Below are 17,803 nucleotides of genomic sequence, written 5' to 3' on the forward strand. Positions count from 1 at the left end.
GTGCGGGGTGCGCCGGTGGACCCCGGGGGGAGTGGTCAGGAGGCCGGCATGTAGCCGGAGCGGACGCTGTGCACGAGTCTGCTCAGCAGGGCGTCCCAGGCGGTCAGTGACGCCGGGGTGAGCTCGGGGCCGTCGTTGGTGAGCCAGTGGTCGGCGATGACGACGATCCCGCTCATGAGCGAGTCGACGAGCAGCGCGGTGTCGAGCGGGTCGGCACCCGGGTGTCGCCGGGCGACCTCGTCGCGCAGCCGGTCGGTGACCCGCGAGAACGCGGTCTGGGTGAGGACCGCGGCCTTCGGGTCCTCCTTCCCCGGTTCACCGATGATCCGGTACATCCCGGAGATCGCCGGCGCCAGGTCGGCCCCGCGTGCGGCCGACTCGAGCTCCTCGAACATCGACGCGCGGCTGCCGTCGCCGATCGGGGTCCGGGCCATGTCGGCCAGGAACCGGTCGATGATCACCGAGAGCTCCTGCTCGCAGACCGCGAGCAGGACCTCGTCGAGCGACGCGAAGTGGTTGAAGACGGTCCGTCGCGCGATGTCGGCACGCGACGCCAGGTCGTCGACGCCGAAACCGCGTCCGCCGCGTTCGTCGACCAGGTCCCGCGCTGCCTGCAGGATCGCGGCACGGTGCTTCGCCTTGAGCGCGGCACGACGGTCGGTGGTGGTCACGTGTGCCAACACTAGGTGCATCGATGCACTCGGTGCACCTTCTCCGAGCGCTCCCTCAGGTTCGTCCCCCGGGCACCGAGGGTCGCGGGTCGATCCGGGTGCGTCGGAGCAGAACACCGGTTCCGCACACCGGTTCCGGCTGCCAGACTGGGGGCTCGCGACCGCCGTACGAAGGAGTACCCATGACCGTCCGCCTGAGCCCGGAGACCCTGGACCGGATCGCCGCGAGCGGCGTCGCCGTGCCGAGCTACGACCGCGACGGGATCACCCCGGGGATCGTGCACTTCGGCGTCGGCGGCTTCCACCGTGCGCACCAGGCGATGGTGGTGGACCGGCTCCTGCAGCAGGGCGAGGCCCGCGAGTACGGCATCTGCGGTGTCGGTGTGCTCGAGCAGGACCGTCGCATGGCCGCCGCGATGGCGGAGCAGGGCGGCCTCTACACGCTCGTGCTCAAGCACCCGGACGGCACGCGGGAGTCGCGGGTCGTGGGCAGCATCGTCGAGTACCTGCTCGCGGTGGACGACCCGGACGCGGTCGTCGAGAAGATGGCGCACCCGGACACCAGGATCGTCAGCCTGACCATCACCGAGGGCGGCTACAACTTCGACCACGTCACGGGGGAGTTCGTCGCGGACGAACCGGGTGTCGCAGCGGACCTCCGCGGGGACGCCCCGCCGCGAACGGTCTTCGGCCTCGTGGTCGAGGCGCTCCGGCGTCGTCGCGACCGGGGTCTCGAGCCGTTCACGGTGATGTCGTGCGACAACATCCAGGGCAACGGACACGTCGCTCGGCAGATGTTCACCGCCTACGCCCGCCTGCAGGACCCGGCCTTCGCGGCGTGGATGGGCGAGCACGTGTCGTTCCCGAACTCGATGGTCGACCGGATCACCCCGGTCACGACCGACGAGGACCGGGCCTGGGTCCGTGACGAGCTCGGCATCGAGGACGCCTGGCCGGTCGTCGCCGAGCCGTTCTTCCAGTGGGTGCTCGAGGACGACCACCCCGCAGGCCGCCCCCGGTACGAGGACGCCGACGTGCAGCTCGTCGACGACGTCGAGCCGTACGAGCTGATGAAGCTCCGGCTCCTCAACGCCAGCCACCAGGGGCTCTGCTACTTCGGGTACCTGTCCGGGTACCGCTACGCCCACGAGGCCACGCAGGACGAGGCGATCGCGACCTTCCTCCGCCGCTACATGGCCGAGGAGGCGACCCCGACGCTCCACGCGGTCCCCGGGATCGACCTCGACGACTACACGGCGACGCTCATCGAGCGCTTCCGGAACCCCGAGGTCCGCGACACCCTCGCCCGGCTCTGCGCCGAGTCGAGCGACCGCATCCCGAAGTGGCTGCTCCCGGTGGTCCGCGAGAACCTCGCATCCGGAGGTCCCGTCGCGCTCTCGGCCGGCATCGTCGCCTCGTGGGCGCGCTACGCGGAGGGCACCGACGAGGACGGGCAGCCGATCCAGGTCGTGGACCGCCTCGCCGACCGGCTGACGGCGGCCGCGCGGCGGCAGGACGAGGACCGGCTCGCCTTCCTGCAGGACCGCCAGGTGTTCGGCGACCTGGTCGACGACGACCGGTTCGTCGCGGCGTACCGCGACGCGCTCGACGGGCTCCTGCAGGACGGCGCACACGCGACGGTCACGCGACTGTCGCGCTCCTGACACGTCGCCCGCCGGACGGGAGGCGCGTGCGGACCCCGACCACGCGTGTCGGGTCCGCCACCACCGGACGGGAGGCGCGTGGTGGCACCGCCACGTGCCTCCCGTCCGACCGTGGCCGCGTGGCTCGCACGGCGGGACGCGACGTGCAGGTGGATCGCGGGCGGGGTCGGCATGCTCGTCCGCGTGCGGACGACGAGGACGACCCTGGCCACGATCGCGGCGGTGGCCGCGCTGACGCTCGCCGGGTGCAGCGGCAGTGGTGGTGGCGACCCCTCGGGCACGGCGGGCGGTGCTCCGACGGCGACCACGAGGCCGGTACCGGTACCGACACCGACCGCGACCGCGGACGCGGCGACGTCCCGCGCGTTCGCCGCGCTCGAGGAGCGGGACGACGCCCGGATCGGTGTCGTCGCGATCGACACGGCGGACGGCAGCAGCGTCGGGTACCGGGCCGACGAACGGTTCGCCTTCGCCTCGACGAACAAGGCGTTCATCGCCGCGGCGGTCCTCGACGCGTCGAGCGGCGAGGACCTCGACGAGGTCGTGCACTACGGACGGGGCGACCTGCTCGAGTACGCACCCGTCACGCGCCGGTACGTCGACGAGGGCATGACGGTCCGGGCGCTCGTCGACGCGGCGGTGCGCGAGAGCGACAACACGGCTGCGAACCTGCTCGTGGAGCGGCTCGGCGGGGTGGGCGGGGTGTCGCGGTGGCTGCGGGGGATCGGGGACGACGTGACCCGGGTGGACCGCGTCGAGCCCGACCTCAACACGGCGGTCCCGGGCGACCAGCGGGACACGACGACCCCGGCGCAGTCGGCGAGCGACCTGCGGGCGGTGCTCGTCGGCGACGCGCTCGACGCCGGGGACCGCGAGCTGCTGCGGTCGTCGATGGCGGGGACGACCACCGGTGACGGCACGATCCGGGCGGGCGTCCCCGGGGGCTGGTCGGTCGCGGACAAGACCGGGACCGCCTCGTACGGGGTGCGCAACGACATCGCCGTCGTCCGGCCGCCGGGCCGGGACCCCGTCGTGCTCGTCGTGTTCACGGCGCACGAGCGGGCGGACGCGGAGCCGTCCGACGCCCTGGTGGCCGCGGCGACCCGACTGGCGGTGCAGCGGATCGTCTGACGGGCACCCGCAGGGCGTTGCTCAGCGCGGGAGCGTCGTGGCCCAGCGCCCGAGCACGTCCCACACCTGGTCGCGGACCTCGGGCGCGGAGAGCACCACGTCGTGCAGGGCCCCGTGCAGGCGCCGGACGGTCACCTCGGCGCCGAGCGACAGGGCCCGGTGCGCGACCACGTCCACGTTGAGCGCGACGTCGGCGCGCGTCATCGCGTCGTCCCACCGCGGCTGCAGCATGCTCTTGTCGCTGAGCATCACGAGGGTCGGCACCGCGATGCCGAGCCCCTGCGCGACCCGTTCCTGCCCGGCGAACACCGCGGCGAGCCACCCGGGGTGCAGGGCGAAGCCCCGTTCGGGCCGCCAGCGCTGGTCGTAGGTCCACGACCCCTCGCCCGTGGCGGACACCGTCCGCGTCGCGAAGCCCGGGTCGACCGCGGGCATCGGCGCGAGCGGGTTCCGCTTCGCTCCGAGCTTGATCACCGGCGTGACGATCGCCCGGCCGAGTGCACTCGCCTGGAACTCGAGCCACGGGCTGTTCAGCACGAGGCCGTCGACGAGGTCGGGGTGCCGCGCGGCCCAGAGCGCCAGGGTCAGCCCGCCGGTGGAGTGCCCCATCGGGACGAGTCGTCGGCGCGGACCGCCGTGGTGCTCGGCGGCGATCGCGTCGAGGGCGGCACCGATGTCCTCGTCGTACACGGCCAGGTCGTCGACGAACCCGGGCGTCTGGTGTGGGCGGAGGCTCCGGCCGTACTTCCGCAGGTCGAGGGCGTGGAAGCGCGCTCCGAGCCGCTCGAGGTGCTCCGCCAGCTCCACCTGGAAGAAGTAGTCGGACCAGCCGTGCACGTACAGCACGTCCACGCCGTGCAGGGGGCCGCGGGCGTGCAGCAGCAGGTCGTTCGGTGACCGCCGGCGCCGCACCAGGGTCGCGACGACCGGTCCCTCACCGTCCTCGCCGAGCGGGAGCTCGAGGCGCTCGAAGGAGGCCCCCAGCACGTCCTCGTGCCACCGTCCGGTCCCCATCCCCCGAGCGTACCGACGAGCACACGGTCACGACGCGGTCACGGTCGGGTCACGGGACGGTGACGGCGGGAGCCCCTGCGGTAACGATCCGTACCGACTCGGTCCTTTCCCAGCGGTCGTGCCGGTTCTGCCCGGGGAACCCCGGGCAGACGTCCGAACAGCGTTGGGAGGGTCACCCGACGCCTCCGGACGACGGGGGCGGGACGACGAGGGGGACACATGACGATGCGACGTGCGACCGGGGCAGCCCTGGGCTTCGTCGGCGGCAGCGTGCTGGCGGGGTTGCTGGTCGGGGTCGGTGTGACACCGGTGCTCGCGGTGGCCGGCGTGGGGACGACCTCGGCGATCGACCTGTTCGACTCGATGCCGGAGTACATCGAGATCGGTGACCTGCCCGAGCGCAACGAGATCTGGGCGTACCAGGGCGGACAGCCCGTGCACCTGGTCGACGTGTGGGACCAGAACCGCCAGGAGCTGTCGCTCGACCAGATCAGCGACACCCTCGAGCACGCCGCGATCGACGGCGAGGACAAGCGCTTCCGCGAGACGGGCGGCGTCGACCCGACGAGCCTGGTGCGGTCGGTCGCGAGCGTCATCGCCTCCGGCGGGCAGGGCGGGTCCGGTGGCTCCACCATCACGATGCAGCTCGTGCGGAACATCAAGATCCAGCAGGCGAGCGAACTGCCGACCGCCGAGGAGCGCGAGGCCGGCTACCGCGAGGCGACGAAGAAGAGCCCGGAGCGCAAGCTCGCCGAGGTGAAGCTGGCGATCGGACTCGCGAAGGAGTACTCGAAGGACGAGATCCTCGCCGCCTACCTGAACATCGCGTACTTCGGCGACCAGACCTACGGTGTGCAGGCAGCCGCGCAGCGGTACTACGGCAAGGACGCCTCCGACCTGACCCCGGCCGAGGCCGCGTCGCTGATCGCCATCGTGCAGTGGCCCGAGCGCCGCGACCTGTCGACGCCCGAGCACCACGCCGACAACCAGGCGCGGCGGGACGTCATCCTCCGCTCGATGCACGAGCAGGGGCACCTGAGCGACGCGGACCTCGCGACGGCGCTCGCGTCCCGTCCGGCTGACTACGTCCGCCTCACGGCGCCGCAGCAGGGGTGCGAGTCGGCGGTGCGCGGCGCGGAGTTCTTCTGCGCGTACGCCGAACAGGTGGCGAAGGAGCTGCCGCAGCTCGGCGCCGACCCCGGTGCCCGCGCCGCCGCGTGGCGCACGGGCGGGTACCGGGTGCAGACCACCCTCGACCTCGACCTCAACACCCAGCAGAAGGACCTGCTCGCCCTGCACGACCCGGCGACCGAGAGCCGGCTCGCCCTCGGTGCGACGCTCGACACCGTTGAGGCGGGCACCGGTCGCGTGCTGACGATGGCGCAGAACAAGGACTTCGACCGGTCGGCCGACGCACCGGCGACGGCGACCTCGCTCAACTACGCCACCGACGAGTCGAACGGCGGCTCGAAGGGGTTCCAGGTCGGCTCGACCTACAAGATGTTCACGCTGCTGCAGTGGCTCGAGTCCGGCCGGAGCCCCGACACGGTGGTGGACGGGACGCGGAAGGCTCGCGCCACGTGGACGCAGTGCGGGCAGCGGGTCACGCTGGACACCCCGTACGACCCGAAGAACGACTCGCCGGGGCAGACCGGGCCGTACTCGGTCCGCGCGGCGACGGCCCAGTCGGTGAACGCGGCCTACGCGGACATGGCGTCGCAGCTCGATCTCTGCGACATCCGCGACACCGCCGCGCGACTGGGTGTCCACCCGGCGACGGGTGGGGAGCTGCCGGCGAACCCGGCGGCGATCCTCGGGACGACGAGCATCGCCCCGCTGACGATGGCGGCCGCCTACGCCGGCATCGCGAACGGCGGCGTGTACTGCGCCCCGGTCGTCGTCGACCAGGTCACCGGGCCGGACGGGACGGCCCTCGGTGGGCAGCCGCGGTCCTGCACGCAGGCGGTGTCGGCGTCGGTCGCGGCCGAGGCGTTCGCGGTGATGCAGGGTGCGTTCCGCGGCGGCACGGCGTCGGGTGGGCAGACCCTCGACGGGGCGACGCTGTTCGGCAAGACGGGCACGACCGACGCGGCGGACCAGATCTGGCTCGTCGGCGGGACCTCGCGGGCGGTGACCGCGTACTGGCAGGGCAACACCGACGGCGGGAAGACGAACCTGCGGTACGTGGGGAGCGGCCAGGGCGGCACCTACGCCGGGTCCCGGGCGGACGTGTGGCGGCAGGCACAGACGGCGGTGAACGCGGCGCTGCCGGTCGGCTGATCGTCCGCTGCGGAGCGACCCCGTGACGGACGGGAGGCGCGGTGCCTGCCGGCACCGCGCCTCCCGTCCGCACGTGGGTCGCTACGAGACCTTCTTGCTGTCCTCGAGCCAGCCCGCGAGCTTCGTCATGTAGTCCGCCTGCGATGCGTAGTCGAGCGCCGGGAAGGTCCAGCTGTGGACCTGGCCCGCCTCGAGCGCGGCGTTGTCGGCGAAGGTCGGCTGCTTCTCGAGGTCCGCGACCTGGTAGCCCTGCTGCGACAGCAGGAGCACGTCACCGGTGATCTGCCCCGCGTTCTCCCACGAGTAGACGCCCCAGTAGAAGCCCTTCGGCTTCGGGTTCACGAAGTCGACACCGAACGACGAGTACATCTGCAGGCTCGGCTCGTCGCTCGGGCGGGTGACGTACGCGCCGGAGCCGTCGGCGAACATCGACACGACGGAGACGTCGCTCGACTTCGCGGCCTGCTCGAGCTCGTTCTCGGCCGCGTCGAAGCGGTCCTCGGCGGCCTGGACCTTCGCCTCGGGGGCGCCGAGCGACTCGGCCAGGTCGGCGATGGTCTCGATGACGTCCTCGCCCTTGCCGCCCCACTTCACCTGGAAGACGGGTGCGATCGCCTCGACCTGCTGCTGCTGCTCCTTGTCCTTGAAGCCGTAGCCGGGCTGGGTCGTGTCGAGCGTGCCCTGCTCGTCCTTCGGGTACACCGACGTGACGACGAGGTCGGGCTTCAGGGCCGCGAGTTCCTCGAGGTCGATGTCGCCGTACGCCTCGCCGAGCTGGGTGATGCCGTCGGTGTCGAGGTCGGCGAACCGCTTGTCCTTCGCCATCGTCAGCTGGCCGAAGGTGCCGACCGGGCGCAGCCCGTACTCGATGAACGAGATGGCGACGTCGTTGAGGACGACGACGCGCTTCGGCGTGCTGTCGGTCTTGACGGTCGTGCCGGTGGCGTCCTCGTACGACCAGGGGCCCGAGGCGGCCGAACCTGTGCCGGCGGTGTCGCCGGAGCCGGCTTCGTCGTTCGCACCGGAGCAGCCGGTGAGGAGGAGGGCCGAGACGGCCACGGAGGTCACGAGGGCGGCGCGCAGGGAGCCGCGGCGGGGGATCTTCACGTTAGGAGAGCCTAACCTAACTCTGAGAGACCCGCCAGCATCGGACGCGAACACGGACCCGGACCGGCGGCGGTCAGGCGCGTGGTGCCTCGTGCTCGTCCGCCTCGTGCTCGTCCGCTTCGTGCTCGTCCGCTTCGGGCACGATCATCGGCGCGCCGGTGACCGGGTCCGGCACGACGCGGGCGTGCAGCCCGAAGGCGGTCTGCAGCACGGTGGGTGTCAGGACGTCCTGCGGCGTGCCGTCGGCGACGACACCGCCGTCGTGCAGCACGACGAGCCGGTCCGAGTACCGCGCCGCGAGCGTCAGGTCGTGCAGCACCATCACGACGGTCGACCCCTGCTCGCGGTTCAGGCGCCGCACGAGCCGGAGCACGTCGAGCTGGTGCGCGAGGTCGAGGTACGTCGTCGGTTCGTCGAGCAGCAGGGTCTCCGCCTGCTGCGCCACCACGAGCGCGATCCAGGCGCGCTGCCGCTGGCCGCCGGACAGGCTCGCGACGTCGCGGTGCGCAACCTCGGTCAGCCCGGTCGCCGCGATGGCCTGCTCGGCGACGTCGGCGTCGTCGGCCGTCCACGGCTTCGCCCACGACTGGTGCGGGTTCCGTCCGCGCATCACGAGGTCGAGGACACTCGTGCCGGCGGGAGCCACCGGCGTCTGCGGCAGGATCGCGAGCCGCCGGGCGACGGCGCGGTTCGGCTCCCGGCGGATCGGGGAGCCGTCCAGCAGCACCTCGCCCGACTGTGGCTTCAGCACGCGACCGAACGCCTTGAGGAGCGTCGACTTCCCGCACCCGTTCGCGCCGAGGAACGTCGTCACCGTCCCGCGCTCGATCCGCAGGTCCAGGTCGCGGAGGACGGGGTCGCGGTCGTAGCCGACGGAGAGTCCGCGGGCCTCGAGGACGGGAGGCACGGTGCCGGTCGAGGCGCCGCCCGCGCTCCGGTGGGTGGTCGCGTCCGGTGCGCCCGTGGTCCGGGTGTCGGTCGTGGTGGCGGTCATCGGGACATCTCCTTGCGGTGGCGGACGAGGAGCCAGATCAGGTACGGGGCCCCGACGACGGTGGTCACGATGCCGACGGGCACCTGCCACGGGAAGGCGGAGCGCGCGAGCAGGTCGGCGCCGAGGACGAGGACCGTCCCGAGCGCCCCCGCGAGCAGCAGTGGCGGACGGTTCGTCCCGGCCAGCCGCAGGGCCACCTGGGGGACGACGAACGCGACGAAGCCGATCGGCCCGGCGGCGGCGACGGCGGCGGCGGTGAGGACGACCGCCAGGGCGAGGACGAGCAGCCGGTGGCGCTGCACGCCGAGTCCGACGCCGGTCGCGACCTCGTCGCCGAGCTGCCCGATGCCGAGCGCGGCGCTGGTGGCGAGGGCGATCGGGACGCAGACCGCTGCGACGAGCAGGAGCGGCCAGACCGTCGTCCACGAGGTGCTCGACAGGCTGCCGACGAGCCACTGCGACGCCGCCGTGGCGACGGTGATCTTCGCGCGGACGAGCAGGTAGCTGGTCACGGCGTCGAGCGTCGCGCTCACCCCGATGCCGACGAGCACCAACCGGTAGCTCTGCACGCCGCCCCGCCAGCCGAGGCCGTACACGGCGGCCGCGGCGACGAGCGCCCCGATCGTCGCCGCCACCGGGATGCCGCCGCTCAGGACGACCGCCGACACCGAGTAGGTGCCACCACCGAGCACGATCGCGGCGACCGCGCCGACGCTCGCTCCCGAGGTCACGCCGATGATGTCCGGCGTGCCGAGCGGGTTCCGGGTCACCGTCTGGGTCAGCGCGCCGGCCGTCCCGAGCACCAGGCCGACCAGGGCGCCGGTGAGCACGCGGGGGAGCCGGAGCGTGGTGACGATGAAGCCCTCGGGGCCGTCCTCGGCGCCGAGCAGTGCGCGGACGACGGTGCCCGGCGCGATGAACGTGCTGCCGACCGCGACGCCGAGCACCACCAGGGCCAGGGCGACGGCGAGCGAACCGACCGTCCAGCCGAGCACCCGCGGACGCCAGGCGAGTCCGACCGGGCCGATCCGGACACCACGGCGACCGGCGGGCGGACGGCCCGTGCCGGACGGTACCGCGCGCTCGGCCTCGAGCCGTCCGTCCGCGGCGGCGCTCACAGGGACACCAGCGATCGGCGACGGGCGACGGCGACGAAGACCGGACCGCCGAGCACGGCGAGCACGATGCCGACCTCGACCTCGGAGAACCCGCCGACCAGTCGGCCCACCACGTCGGCGACGAGCACGAGTGCAGCGCCGACGAGTGCCGACACGGGGAGCGTCCAGCGGTGCTCGGTCCCGACCAGGGCGCGGGCGACGTGCGGCACCGTGAGGCCGACGAAGCCGATCGGTCCGGCGGCGGCGGTGGCACCGGCCGCCAGGAGCGTGATGCCGCCGAGCCCGACGAGCCGGGCGACGAGCACGTTCTCGCCGAGGCCCTTCGCCAGCTCGGCGCCGAGCCCCAGGGCGTCGAGGGCGCGGGTGTTCCAGACCGCGAGCACGGCGCCGACGAGCAGGAACGGTGCCGCGGCCACGAGCACGTCGAGCTGCCGGGAGGCGAGCGACCCGACCACCCACAGGCGGTAGGCGTCGAGGGAGTCCTGGTCGGTCAGGACGATGAACGACGTGATCGCCCCGAGCAGGGCGGAGACGGCGGCCCCGGCCAGGGCGAGGGGCACGGGGCTCGCGGTGCCGCTGCCGGCGACGGTCACCGAGAACACGACGACGCTCGCGACGACGGCCCCGACGAGGGCGAACCAGACGGTGGCCCCGGTGCTCGTCACCCCGAAGACGTACACGCCGAGCACGACCGCGAGCCCGGCGCCGGAGGAGACGCCGAACAGCCCGGGGTCGGCGAGCGGGTTCCGGGTGTGGCCCTGCATGAGGAGCCCGGCGATGCCGAGCGCTGCGCCGACGGCGGCGCCGATCAGGGTGCGCGGGATGCGGGAACCCCAGACGACGGCCTCGGCGGTGCTCGACCCGCTGCGCGTCAGACCCGCGAGCACCTGGTCGACGCCGAGCCGGTTGCTCCCGAGGAGCATGCTCGCGACCGCGGCGACGACGAGCGCGACGACCAGGGCCACGACCACCAGCAGCCGACGACGGACGGCCCGGCGGTGCACGCCGTCGGCACGCGGCGGGGCCTCGCTCCGGGCAGCCCGGTCGGGCGTCAGGACGGTTTCGGGGGATGGCACGCAGGCCAGCTTAGGGTAGCCTTCCCTTCATGGCGAAGATCCCGCGGCTCATGCCCGAGGCACCCCGGCTCTTCCGTGCTCGGGTGCTCCGCTCCGTCCGGCACACCCCGTCGGTGCAGCGGGTCACCGTGACGGGCGACGACCTGCACGAGTTCCCGTTCCTCGGGTTCGACCACTGGTTCCGCCTGTTCGTGCCGCGCCCCGACCAGGACGCCTTCCGGATGCCCGACCTGGACGGTCGCCGCTGGTGGCCGTCGTTCCTCGCCATCCCCGAGGACGTCCGTCCCCACTGCGCGAACTACACGGTCGCGGCCTTCCGTCCCGAGGTCGGCGAGCTCGACGTCGACTTCGTCGTGCACTGCGACGCCGACGGCGAGCCCGAGGGCCGCGCGGCGATCTGGGCCTGCGGTGCCCGTCCCGGCGACGAGCTCGCGATGCTCGACCAGGGCTGCATCTTCGACTGCCCGGACGACGCCGGCGAGGTCGTCGTCGCCGCCGAGGAGACCGGCCTGCCCGCCGTCGTCGGCATCGCGGCGTCGCTGCCGCGCGACGCCGTCGGCCGCATCATCCAGGAGGTCCCGACCGCCGCCGACGTCCGCGTGCTCGACGCCCCGGTCGGTGTCACGGTGACGTGGATCGTCCGGGCGGACACCGAGCACGACGTCCCCGGACGCGCGGCGCTCGCCGAACTGCAGCGGTACGTGCCCGCCGACGACCGTGGGTACGCCTTCGTGGTCGGGGAGTCGCGGCTCGCGACCGAGGGCCGGCGACACCTGCACCGTGCCGGTCTGCCGAAGACCCGGATCACCTTCTCCGGGTTCTGGAAGCACGACGCGCGCCAGGTCGTCCCCGCCTGAACGTCCCCGCGTAGCGTGCGGGCATGAGCAGTCGACTGAGCGAACTCGTGCTGAACTGCCGCGACCCCGAGGCGTTGTCGCGCTTCTGGTGCGCGGTCCTGGACTACGTCGAACTCGGGAAGGACGACGACGGCATCGAGATCGGGCCCGCATCGGGCTTCGGCGGCGCGACCCCGACGATCATCCTCAACCGGGTCGAGCACGCGCCGACCCAGACCCTGCGGCTCCACCTCGACCTCTCGCCGGTCGATCGCGACCAGGAGGCCGAACTCGAGCGGCTGCTCGCGCTCGGTGCCCGACCCGCAGACGTCGGACAGACCGGCGAGGAGTCCTGGCACGTGCTGCAGGACCCCGAGGGGAACGAGTTCTGCCTGCTGCGGACGCGGCTCGACCCGCTCTGACCTGCCCTCGCGCCGCCCGTTCCTTCCCAAGACAGGCGCGATGCAATGCGATCTCGGGCGTACCTGGTCGTTCAGGAGCACCAGGCACGCCCGCTTCGACCAGGGACGCCCGCTTCGACCAGGCACGCCCGCGTCCACCAGGGACGCCCGGTCCGACCACGCGCACGACGGACGGGAGGCACGGTGCCAGCTGGCACCGTGCCTCCCGTCCGTCGACGCGGAGCGTCTAGCCCTTGAGGCCCGAGCCCGTCACGCCCTCCACGATCTGCCGCTGGAAGACCAGGTAGAGGATGATCAGCGGCAGCGCCGCCAGGATCGCGCCGGCCTGGATGTCGGCGTAGCGCTGCCCGAAGCTGCCCTGCACCGTGGCGAGCCCGACCGGGATCGTCATGAGGTCCGGGTTCGACAGCACGAACAGCGGCAGGAGCAGGTTGTTCCACACCCCGACGAAGGTCAGGATCGCGACCGCGGCGATCACCGGACGGGACAGCGGCATGATCACCGACCAGTAGATCTTCCACATGCCCGCACCGTCGATGCGCGCCGCCTCCTCGAGCTCCTTCGGGATGCCGTCGAAGAACTGCTTGAAGATGAAGACCGCGATCACGGCCGGCACCTGCGGGAAGATCACCGACCAGTACGTGTTGAGCAGGTTGACCGCGTTGAGCTCCTGGAAGATCGGGATGATCAGGACCTGCGTCGGGATCATGATGCCCAGGATGATGAGCAGGAACGCGACGTTCCGGCCGCGGAACGCCAGACGGGACAGCGCGAAGGCCGCCATCGAGGCGAACAGCACCGTCAGCGCCGTGGTGACGAGGCTCGTCACGCCGCTGGCGAGGTACCAGTTCCAGATGTCGCCGGACCGGAACAGCGACGCGTAGGAGTGCAGCGTCGGGTTCCAGTTCGACAGGATCGCGTTCGCGCCCAGGGCCGCGACCCCGTTGTCGGACAGTGACGTCTTCAGGGCGAACAGGCTCGGGATGAGCCAGATGATCGCGAACACCGTCAGGATGATCGCGGCGGCGGTGTTGAAGCCCTTGCCGGAGACGCCGATCTTCGCCGCGTTCGCGGGAGCGGCTGCCGAGACGCCGGAGCGCAGCTTCCGCGGACGCGACGTGGTGATGCTCTCGGTGGCGGTCATGTCAGGCCCCGATCTCTCGCTTGGCGGCAGCGCGCTCGACGAGCTGCCGGATGACCGCGATCGCGACGATCACGATGAACAGGAGCACCGACGCGGCGGACGCGGCGCCGAGACGGTTGTCGGTGAAGCCGACGCCGGTGATGAGCTGCAGCGAGACCTGGGTCGAGATGCCCGGGCCGCCGTTCGTCATCAGGTACACCTGGTCGAAGATCTTCAGGCTCGCGATGATCTGCAGCAGGATGACCAGCGTCGTCGTGCGGCCGAGCAGCGGCAGCGTGATCGACTTGATCTGCTGCCAGCTGGACGCACCGTCGACCGCGGCGGCCTCGTACAGCTCGCGGGGGATCTCCTGCAGGCCGGCCAGGTACAGCACGAAGTTGAAGCCGAGGGTCCACCACACGGTGGCGATCGCGACGCCGATCATGGCCGTGTTCGGGCTCGCGAGCACACCCGCACCCGGGGTCAGGCCGATCGCCTGCTGGATCGAGGCGAAGAGGCCCGTCGCCGGGGTGAAGATGAACACCCAGATGAGCGAGATCGTCGCCGACGGCAGGATGAACGGCAGGAAGAACGCCAGGCGGAAGAACCACTGCCCGCGGTTCATCCGGTTCGTCAGCACGGCGAAGACGAAAGCCAGGATCACCAGCGGCGGCGTCGTGTAGAGCGTGAACTGCAGGGTGTGCCAGAGCGACGACCAGAAGTCGGCGCGACCGAGCATCTCGGCGTAGTTCGCGAAGCCCGCGAAGCTGCCGAGCCCGGTGCGGACGGTCGAGGTGTTGAAGAAGCTCGTGACGATCATCCAGACCGTCGGACCGAGCAGGAAGGCCAGGTAGAACAGGCCGAAGGGCGCGAGGAAGAGCCAGCCGGTGCGGCCCTGTCCCCGGTTGGTGGAGTTCACGCGGGGGCGCGTGCCACGGGTGACCGCGGCAGCGTCCGTGGGTCGGGTGAGAACTGGTGCAGCGGTCACGTCATCGTGCCTTTCGCGCGGTGTTCACGTCGGTCGTCGGGGAGGCGTGCCCGGTCACAGCGGGCTCGGGGTGTTGAGGTAGGTGGCGAGCTGGTCCTTGATGGCCGCGAGCGCCTGGGCGGGCGAGCTGCTGCCCTGCTGCACCAGTGCGAGCTGGGCGCCGACGGTGTTCTCGAAGGTCGAGCCCGATCCGCCGTACCAGGCGGGGTCGTCGAAGACGGCGGACTCGGCTGCCGAGGCGTAGTTGGACTGCGGCTTGAGGTCCTTGAACGCGGTGCTGTCGAACGTGGGCATGTACGCGGGGACGTGCCCGCCCTCGGCCCAGGTCAGGCTCTGCTCGAGCATCTGCTTGATGAAGAGCATGTGCGCCTTGCGCTGCTCGGGCGTCCGGTCCTTCCGCGGCAGGATGAACGTGTGCGAGTCGGCCTGCGTCGCCGGCTTGTCGAACAGCTGCGGGACGGGGACCATGCCGAACTTCAGCCCCTTGATGGACTGCGCGGTGCTGATCTCCCACTCGCCCTGCATGAAGAAGCCCGCCTTGCCGGTGAACATCAGCGTCTGGGCGGTGGCGTAGTCGAGCCCCTTGTTCAGCCAGCCCTCCTTCACCCACTTCTGGGTCATGTCGGTGACCTTCGTGTACGCGTCCTCGTTGACGGTGAGCTTCGCGCCCCCGTCGCTGATGAACGGCGTCGCGCCGTCGATCTGGTTGTACATCGACCAGAAGAAGCGCCACGGGGTCGCGACCTCGCTGACGTTCGCGACGTTGAGCGCGGTGCCGCCGGTGACCTTCGCGACGGCGGCCAGCGCGGCCTCGAAGTTCTCGAGCCCGTCGAGGTCCTTCAGGTTGCCGTCGGAGTCGATGAGCCCGGCCTTCTGGCACACGTCAACGTTGTAGAAGAGCACGAAGGGGTGCGTGTCGAGCGGCACGCAGATGTTCTTGCCGTCGGTCTTCTGCGCGGTCCAGGCCTTCTGGTTGAAGTCGCTGGCGCTCAGGCCGACGCTCGCCAGGTCGTCCTCGGTGATCGGGTCGAGCAGCCCGCCGTCCCAGAGCGGCTTCGCACGGGTCAGGTGGGCGATCGCGACGTCCGGCGGCTTGTTCCCGACGGTGGCCAGTGTGACCTTCGAGTAGTACGGGTTGCCCCAGGCGAACGTCGTCGCCTGCAGCGAGGACGGCCCGCCGTGCTGCTTCGCGTAGCCGGCCTCCATCGTCTGCATACGGACACCGTCGCCACCGCCGAAGAGGTTCCAGAAGACGAGGGTCTCGGGGTTCAGCGGGGCACCGGCGACGCCGGCGGCGAGCGGGCTCGAGCACGCGGCGAGGGGGAGGACCGCGGCGCCGGCGGCTGCACCGGCGAGCAGGGTCCTGCGGGTGAAGGCACCGCCGCGGGACTGCGGGGTGGGTACGGCTGGTCGGATCGGCATGGCATCACTCCATCGGGACGGGCCGAGCGGAGCGGTCGTTGCTCCGTGAGCGCTCACAGTAGCGGCAGGTCCGGGGGTGCGCCACCCCTTTCGTGAAGGTCACGACCGGGGCGCGTCCCCGCTTCCCCATCCGCCCGGAACCCGCTAGCGTTCATGGGGACGTGAGCGCTCACTTTCGTTCCGGGCCGATCACGTCGCACCACGAGCCCCCACGCTGATCAAAGGAGATCCATGCCTCGCACACACCTCGTCCTCGACGCCGCGTTCACTGTGGGGCCGGTGCGCCGTCGCCTGTTCGGTGGGTTCGTCGAGCACCTCGGGCGCCACGTCTACGACGGCATCCACGAGCCGGCACACGAGACCGCCGACGAGCACGGCTTCCGCAAGGACGTCATCGACCTCGTCAAGGAGCTGAACGTCTCCGCGATCCGCTACCCCGGTGGCAACTTCGTCTCCGGCTACAAGTGGGAGGACGGCGTCGGGCCCGTCGAGCAGCGCCCCCGTCGCCTCGACCTCGCCTGGCACTCGACCGAGACCAACGAGGTCGGCCTGCACGAGTTCCAGCACTGGCTCGACGCGGTCGACTCCGAGCTCATGCTCGCCGTGAACCTCGGCACCCGCGGCACGCAGGAGGCCATCGAGCTCCTCGAGTACGCGAACATCGACGCCGGCACCGCGCTCAGCGAGTACCGCCGCTCGAACGGCCGCCAGGAGCCCTTCGCCATCACGATGTGGTGCCTCGGCAACGAGATGGACGGCCCGTGGCAGCTCGGCCACAAGAACGCCGAGGACTACGGCAAGCTCGCCGCCATGACCGCGAAGGCCATGCGACAGATCCAGCCCGACCTCGAGCTGGTCGCCTGCGGTTCGTCCGGCGCCTCGATGCCGACGTTCGGCGAGTGGGAGCGCACGGTCCTCGAGCACACCTACGACGACGTCGACTACATCTCGGCGCACGCCTACTACGAGGAGGACGGCGACATGTCGACGTTCCTCGCCTCGGGCGTCAACATGGACCACTTCATCGACACCGTCACCACCGCGGCGGACCACGTCAAGGCGCACAAGAAGTCGGACAAGCGCATCGACATCTCGTTCGACGAGTGGAACGTCTGGTCGATCAGCAAGTGGAACGAGCAGCAGAAGACCTTCGAGCTGCAGGACTGGCCGGTCGCGCCGCGCCTGCTCGAGGACGTCTACACCGTCGCGGACGCCGTCGTCGTCGGTGGGCTCCTCATCTCGCTGCTCCGGCACGCCGACCGCGTCGCGTCGGCGAGTCTCGCGCAGCTCGTCAACGTCATCGGCCCGATCATGACCGAGCCCGGCGGCCCGGCCTGGCGCCAGACGACGTTCTTCCCGTTCTCGCTCACCTCGAAGCTCGCGAACGGCACGTCGCTGCAGGTCAAGGCCTCGGGTGACACGGTCGACGGCGGCAAGTACGGCGAGGTCCCCGTGGTCGACTCCGCCGCGACGGTCGAGGACGGCAGGGCAGCGGTCTTCCTGGTGAACCGTCACCAGACCGAGTCGACGACCGTCACGATCGACCTGGCCGGCATCGGCGCCGACGGTGACGTCCGCGCGGAGGGCATCTGGGACGACGACGTGCACGCCGTCAACGACCTCGAGGGCCGCGAGCGCGTCGGACTCCGCACGAACGAGACCGTCCGTCGCGACGGCGACACGATCACGATCGAGCTGCCCCCGGTCTCCTGGACCGCGCTGTCGATCGGCTGACCCGACCGCCGACCACGGTCGGCGCACGAACGCCTCGGCGAGCGCTCCGGTGAGCGTCGAGTGAGCACGGAGGGCACCGGCCCGCGCGAGCGGACCGGTGCCCTTCGCTCGTGCCGGAGCATGCCGGAGCGGGCCGGAGCGGGCCGGAGCCTGCCGGCGCGGGCCGGACGGGAGGCGCGGTGCGGTACCGCCACGGACCTCCCGACCCGGGACGTGCCGGACG

General features: G+C 71.7%; 15 protein-coding genes. 6 read left to right on the top strand and 9 right to left on the bottom strand.

Going from position 1 to position 17,803, the window contains the following annotated elements; all coding sequences use genetic code 11:
- Nucleotides 1–35: 35 nt before the first annotated feature.
- The gene (locus M3666_RS03550) at nucleotides 36–671 is read right to left on the bottom strand and encodes a TetR/AcrR family transcriptional regulator (protein WP_158407762.1); all 636 of its coding nucleotides are present in this window, start codon (nucleotides 669–671) and stop codon (nucleotides 36–38) included.
- A 182-nt stretch (nucleotides 672–853) separates the two neighbouring features.
- Here M3666_RS03550 and M3666_RS03555 point away from each other — a divergent pair, with 182 nt between their 5' ends.
- Both M3666_RS03555 and bla read left to right on the top strand, forming a co-directional pair.
- Nucleotides 854–2,335 carry a mannitol dehydrogenase family protein gene (locus tag M3666_RS03555; protein ID WP_066655718.1) on the top strand — a complete coding sequence of 494 codons (1,482 nt, stop codon included), beginning with the start codon at nucleotides 854–856 and terminating at the stop codon, nucleotides 2,333–2,335.
- Nucleotides 2,336–2,506: 171 nt separating this feature from the next.
- Nucleotides 2,507–3,466 (top strand): class A beta-lactamase, encoded by a 960-nt coding sequence (bla, locus tag M3666_RS03560; protein ID WP_374109568.1) that lies wholly within the window; start codon nucleotides 2,507–2,509, stop codon nucleotides 3,464–3,466.
- A gap of 21 nt (nucleotides 3,467–3,487) precedes the next feature.
- Here bla and M3666_RS03565 read toward each other — a convergent pair whose 3' ends face one another.
- Nucleotides 3,488–4,480, bottom strand: a complete 993-nt coding sequence (locus tag M3666_RS03565) for an alpha/beta hydrolase (RefSeq protein ID WP_066655713.1) — start codon at nucleotides 4,478–4,480, stop codon at nucleotides 3,488–3,490.
- A 219-nt stretch (nucleotides 4,481–4,699) separates the two neighbouring features.
- On the opposite strand from M3666_RS03565, the gene M3666_RS03570 reads away from it, so the two are divergent.
- Nucleotides 4,700–6,760, top strand: a complete 2,061-nt coding sequence (locus M3666_RS03570; RefSeq protein ID WP_251154521.1) for a transglycosylase domain-containing protein — start codon at nucleotides 4,700–4,702, stop codon at nucleotides 6,758–6,760.
- An 81-nt stretch (nucleotides 6,761–6,841) separates the two neighbouring features.
- Here M3666_RS03570 and M3666_RS03575 read toward each other — a convergent pair whose 3' ends face one another.
- The 4 genes from M3666_RS03575 to M3666_RS03590 form a co-directional block, all read right to left on the bottom strand.
- Complete coding sequence (locus tag M3666_RS03575) at nucleotides 6,842–7,867, bottom strand: ABC transporter substrate-binding protein (RefSeq protein WP_251154522.1); 1,026 nt, start codon at nucleotides 7,865–7,867, stop codon at nucleotides 6,842–6,844.
- A 73-nt stretch (nucleotides 7,868–7,940) separates the two neighbouring features.
- A complete protein-coding gene (locus M3666_RS03580; RefSeq protein WP_251154523.1) occupies nucleotides 7,941–8,861 on the bottom strand; it encodes an ABC transporter ATP-binding protein in 921 nt (306 codons plus the stop codon).
- Nucleotides 8,858–9,979 (bottom strand): iron ABC transporter permease, encoded by a 1,122-nt coding sequence (locus tag M3666_RS03585; protein WP_251154524.1) that lies wholly within the window; start codon nucleotides 9,977–9,979, stop codon nucleotides 8,858–8,860. The genes M3666_RS03580 and M3666_RS03585 overlap by 4 nt, the downstream gene beginning before the upstream one ends.
- Nucleotides 9,976–11,055 (bottom strand): iron ABC transporter permease, encoded by a 1,080-nt coding sequence (locus M3666_RS03590; RefSeq protein ID WP_251154525.1) that lies wholly within the window; start codon nucleotides 11,053–11,055, stop codon nucleotides 9,976–9,978. The genes M3666_RS03585 and M3666_RS03590 overlap by 4 nt, the downstream gene beginning before the upstream one ends.
- 29 nt (nucleotides 11,056–11,084) lie before the next feature.
- On the opposite strand from M3666_RS03590, the gene M3666_RS03595 reads away from it, so the two are divergent.
- A complete protein-coding gene (locus M3666_RS03595) occupies nucleotides 11,085–11,912 on the top strand; it encodes a siderophore-interacting protein (protein ID WP_066655700.1) in 828 nt (275 codons plus the stop codon).
- Between the two features lie 23 nt (nucleotides 11,913–11,935).
- Nucleotides 11,936–12,313: a VOC family protein gene (locus M3666_RS03600; protein WP_066655697.1), complete on the top strand. Its 378-nt coding sequence runs from the start codon at nucleotides 11,936–11,938 to the stop codon at nucleotides 12,311–12,313.
- A gap of 226 nt (nucleotides 12,314–12,539) precedes the next feature.
- Here the strand turns inward: M3666_RS03600 and M3666_RS03605 are convergent, their stop codons facing one another.
- The 3 genes from M3666_RS03605 to M3666_RS03615 form a co-directional block, all read right to left on the bottom strand.
- A complete protein-coding gene (locus tag M3666_RS03605) occupies nucleotides 12,540–13,457 on the bottom strand; it encodes a carbohydrate ABC transporter permease (RefSeq protein ID WP_066655694.1) in 918 nt (305 codons plus the stop codon).
- A 1-nt stretch (nucleotide 13,458) separates the two neighbouring features.
- Nucleotides 13,459–14,355 carry a carbohydrate ABC transporter permease gene (locus M3666_RS03610; protein ID WP_066655692.1) on the bottom strand — a complete coding sequence of 299 codons (897 nt, stop codon included), beginning with the start codon at nucleotides 14,353–14,355 and terminating at the stop codon, nucleotides 13,459–13,461.
- A 123-nt stretch (nucleotides 14,356–14,478) separates the two neighbouring features.
- Nucleotides 14,479–15,846 (bottom strand): extracellular solute-binding protein, encoded by a 1,368-nt coding sequence (locus M3666_RS03615; RefSeq protein ID WP_251154526.1) that lies wholly within the window; start codon nucleotides 15,844–15,846, stop codon nucleotides 14,479–14,481.
- A gap of 231 nt (nucleotides 15,847–16,077) precedes the next feature.
- Here M3666_RS03615 and M3666_RS03620 point away from each other — a divergent pair, with 231 nt between their 5' ends.
- A complete protein-coding gene (locus M3666_RS03620; protein ID WP_251154527.1) occupies nucleotides 16,078–17,580 on the top strand; it encodes an alpha-N-arabinofuranosidase in 1,503 nt (500 codons plus the stop codon).
- The last annotated feature ends 223 nt before the right edge of the window (nucleotides 17,581–17,803 follow it).

The sequence above is a fragment of the Curtobacterium sp. ODYSSEY 48 V2 genome (assembly GCF_023712625.1).
In the GTDB taxonomy this organism is placed as follows: Bacteria; Actinomycetota; Actinomycetes; order Actinomycetales; family Microbacteriaceae; genus Curtobacterium.

Excerpts from the sequence above, each read along its gene's own strand:
- M3666_RS03615 (WP_251154526.1), bottom strand. The coding sequence starts at position 15,846 with ATGCCGATCCGACCAGCCGTACCCACCCCGCAGTCCCGCGGCGGTGCC.
- bla (WP_374109568.1), top strand. The coding sequence starts at position 2,507 with ATGCTCGTCCGCGTGCGGACGACGAGGACGACCCTGGCCACGATCGCG.
- M3666_RS03605 (WP_066655694.1), bottom strand. The coding sequence starts at position 13,457 with ATGACCGCCACCGAGAGCATCACCACGTCGCGTCCGCGGAAGCTGCGC.
- M3666_RS03595 (WP_066655700.1), top strand. The coding sequence starts at position 11,085 with ATGGCGAAGATCCCGCGGCTCATGCCCGAGGCACCCCGGCTCTTCCGT.
- M3666_RS03565 (WP_066655713.1), bottom strand. The coding sequence starts at position 4,480 with ATGGGGACCGGACGGTGGCACGAGGACGTGCTGGGGGCCTCCTTCGAG.
- M3666_RS03620 (WP_251154527.1), top strand. The coding sequence starts at position 16,078 with ATGCCTCGCACACACCTCGTCCTCGACGCCGCGTTCACTGTGGGGCCG.
- M3666_RS03555 (WP_066655718.1), top strand. The coding sequence starts at position 854 with ATGACCGTCCGCCTGAGCCCGGAGACCCTGGACCGGATCGCCGCGAGC.
- M3666_RS03600 (WP_066655697.1), top strand. The coding sequence starts at position 11,936 with ATGAGCAGTCGACTGAGCGAACTCGTGCTGAACTGCCGCGACCCCGAG.
- M3666_RS03570 (WP_251154521.1), top strand. The coding sequence starts at position 4,700 with ATGACGATGCGACGTGCGACCGGGGCAGCCCTGGGCTTCGTCGGCGGC.
- M3666_RS03580 (WP_251154523.1), bottom strand. The coding sequence starts at position 8,861 with ATGACCGCCACCACGACCGACACCCGGACCACGGGCGCACCGGACGCG.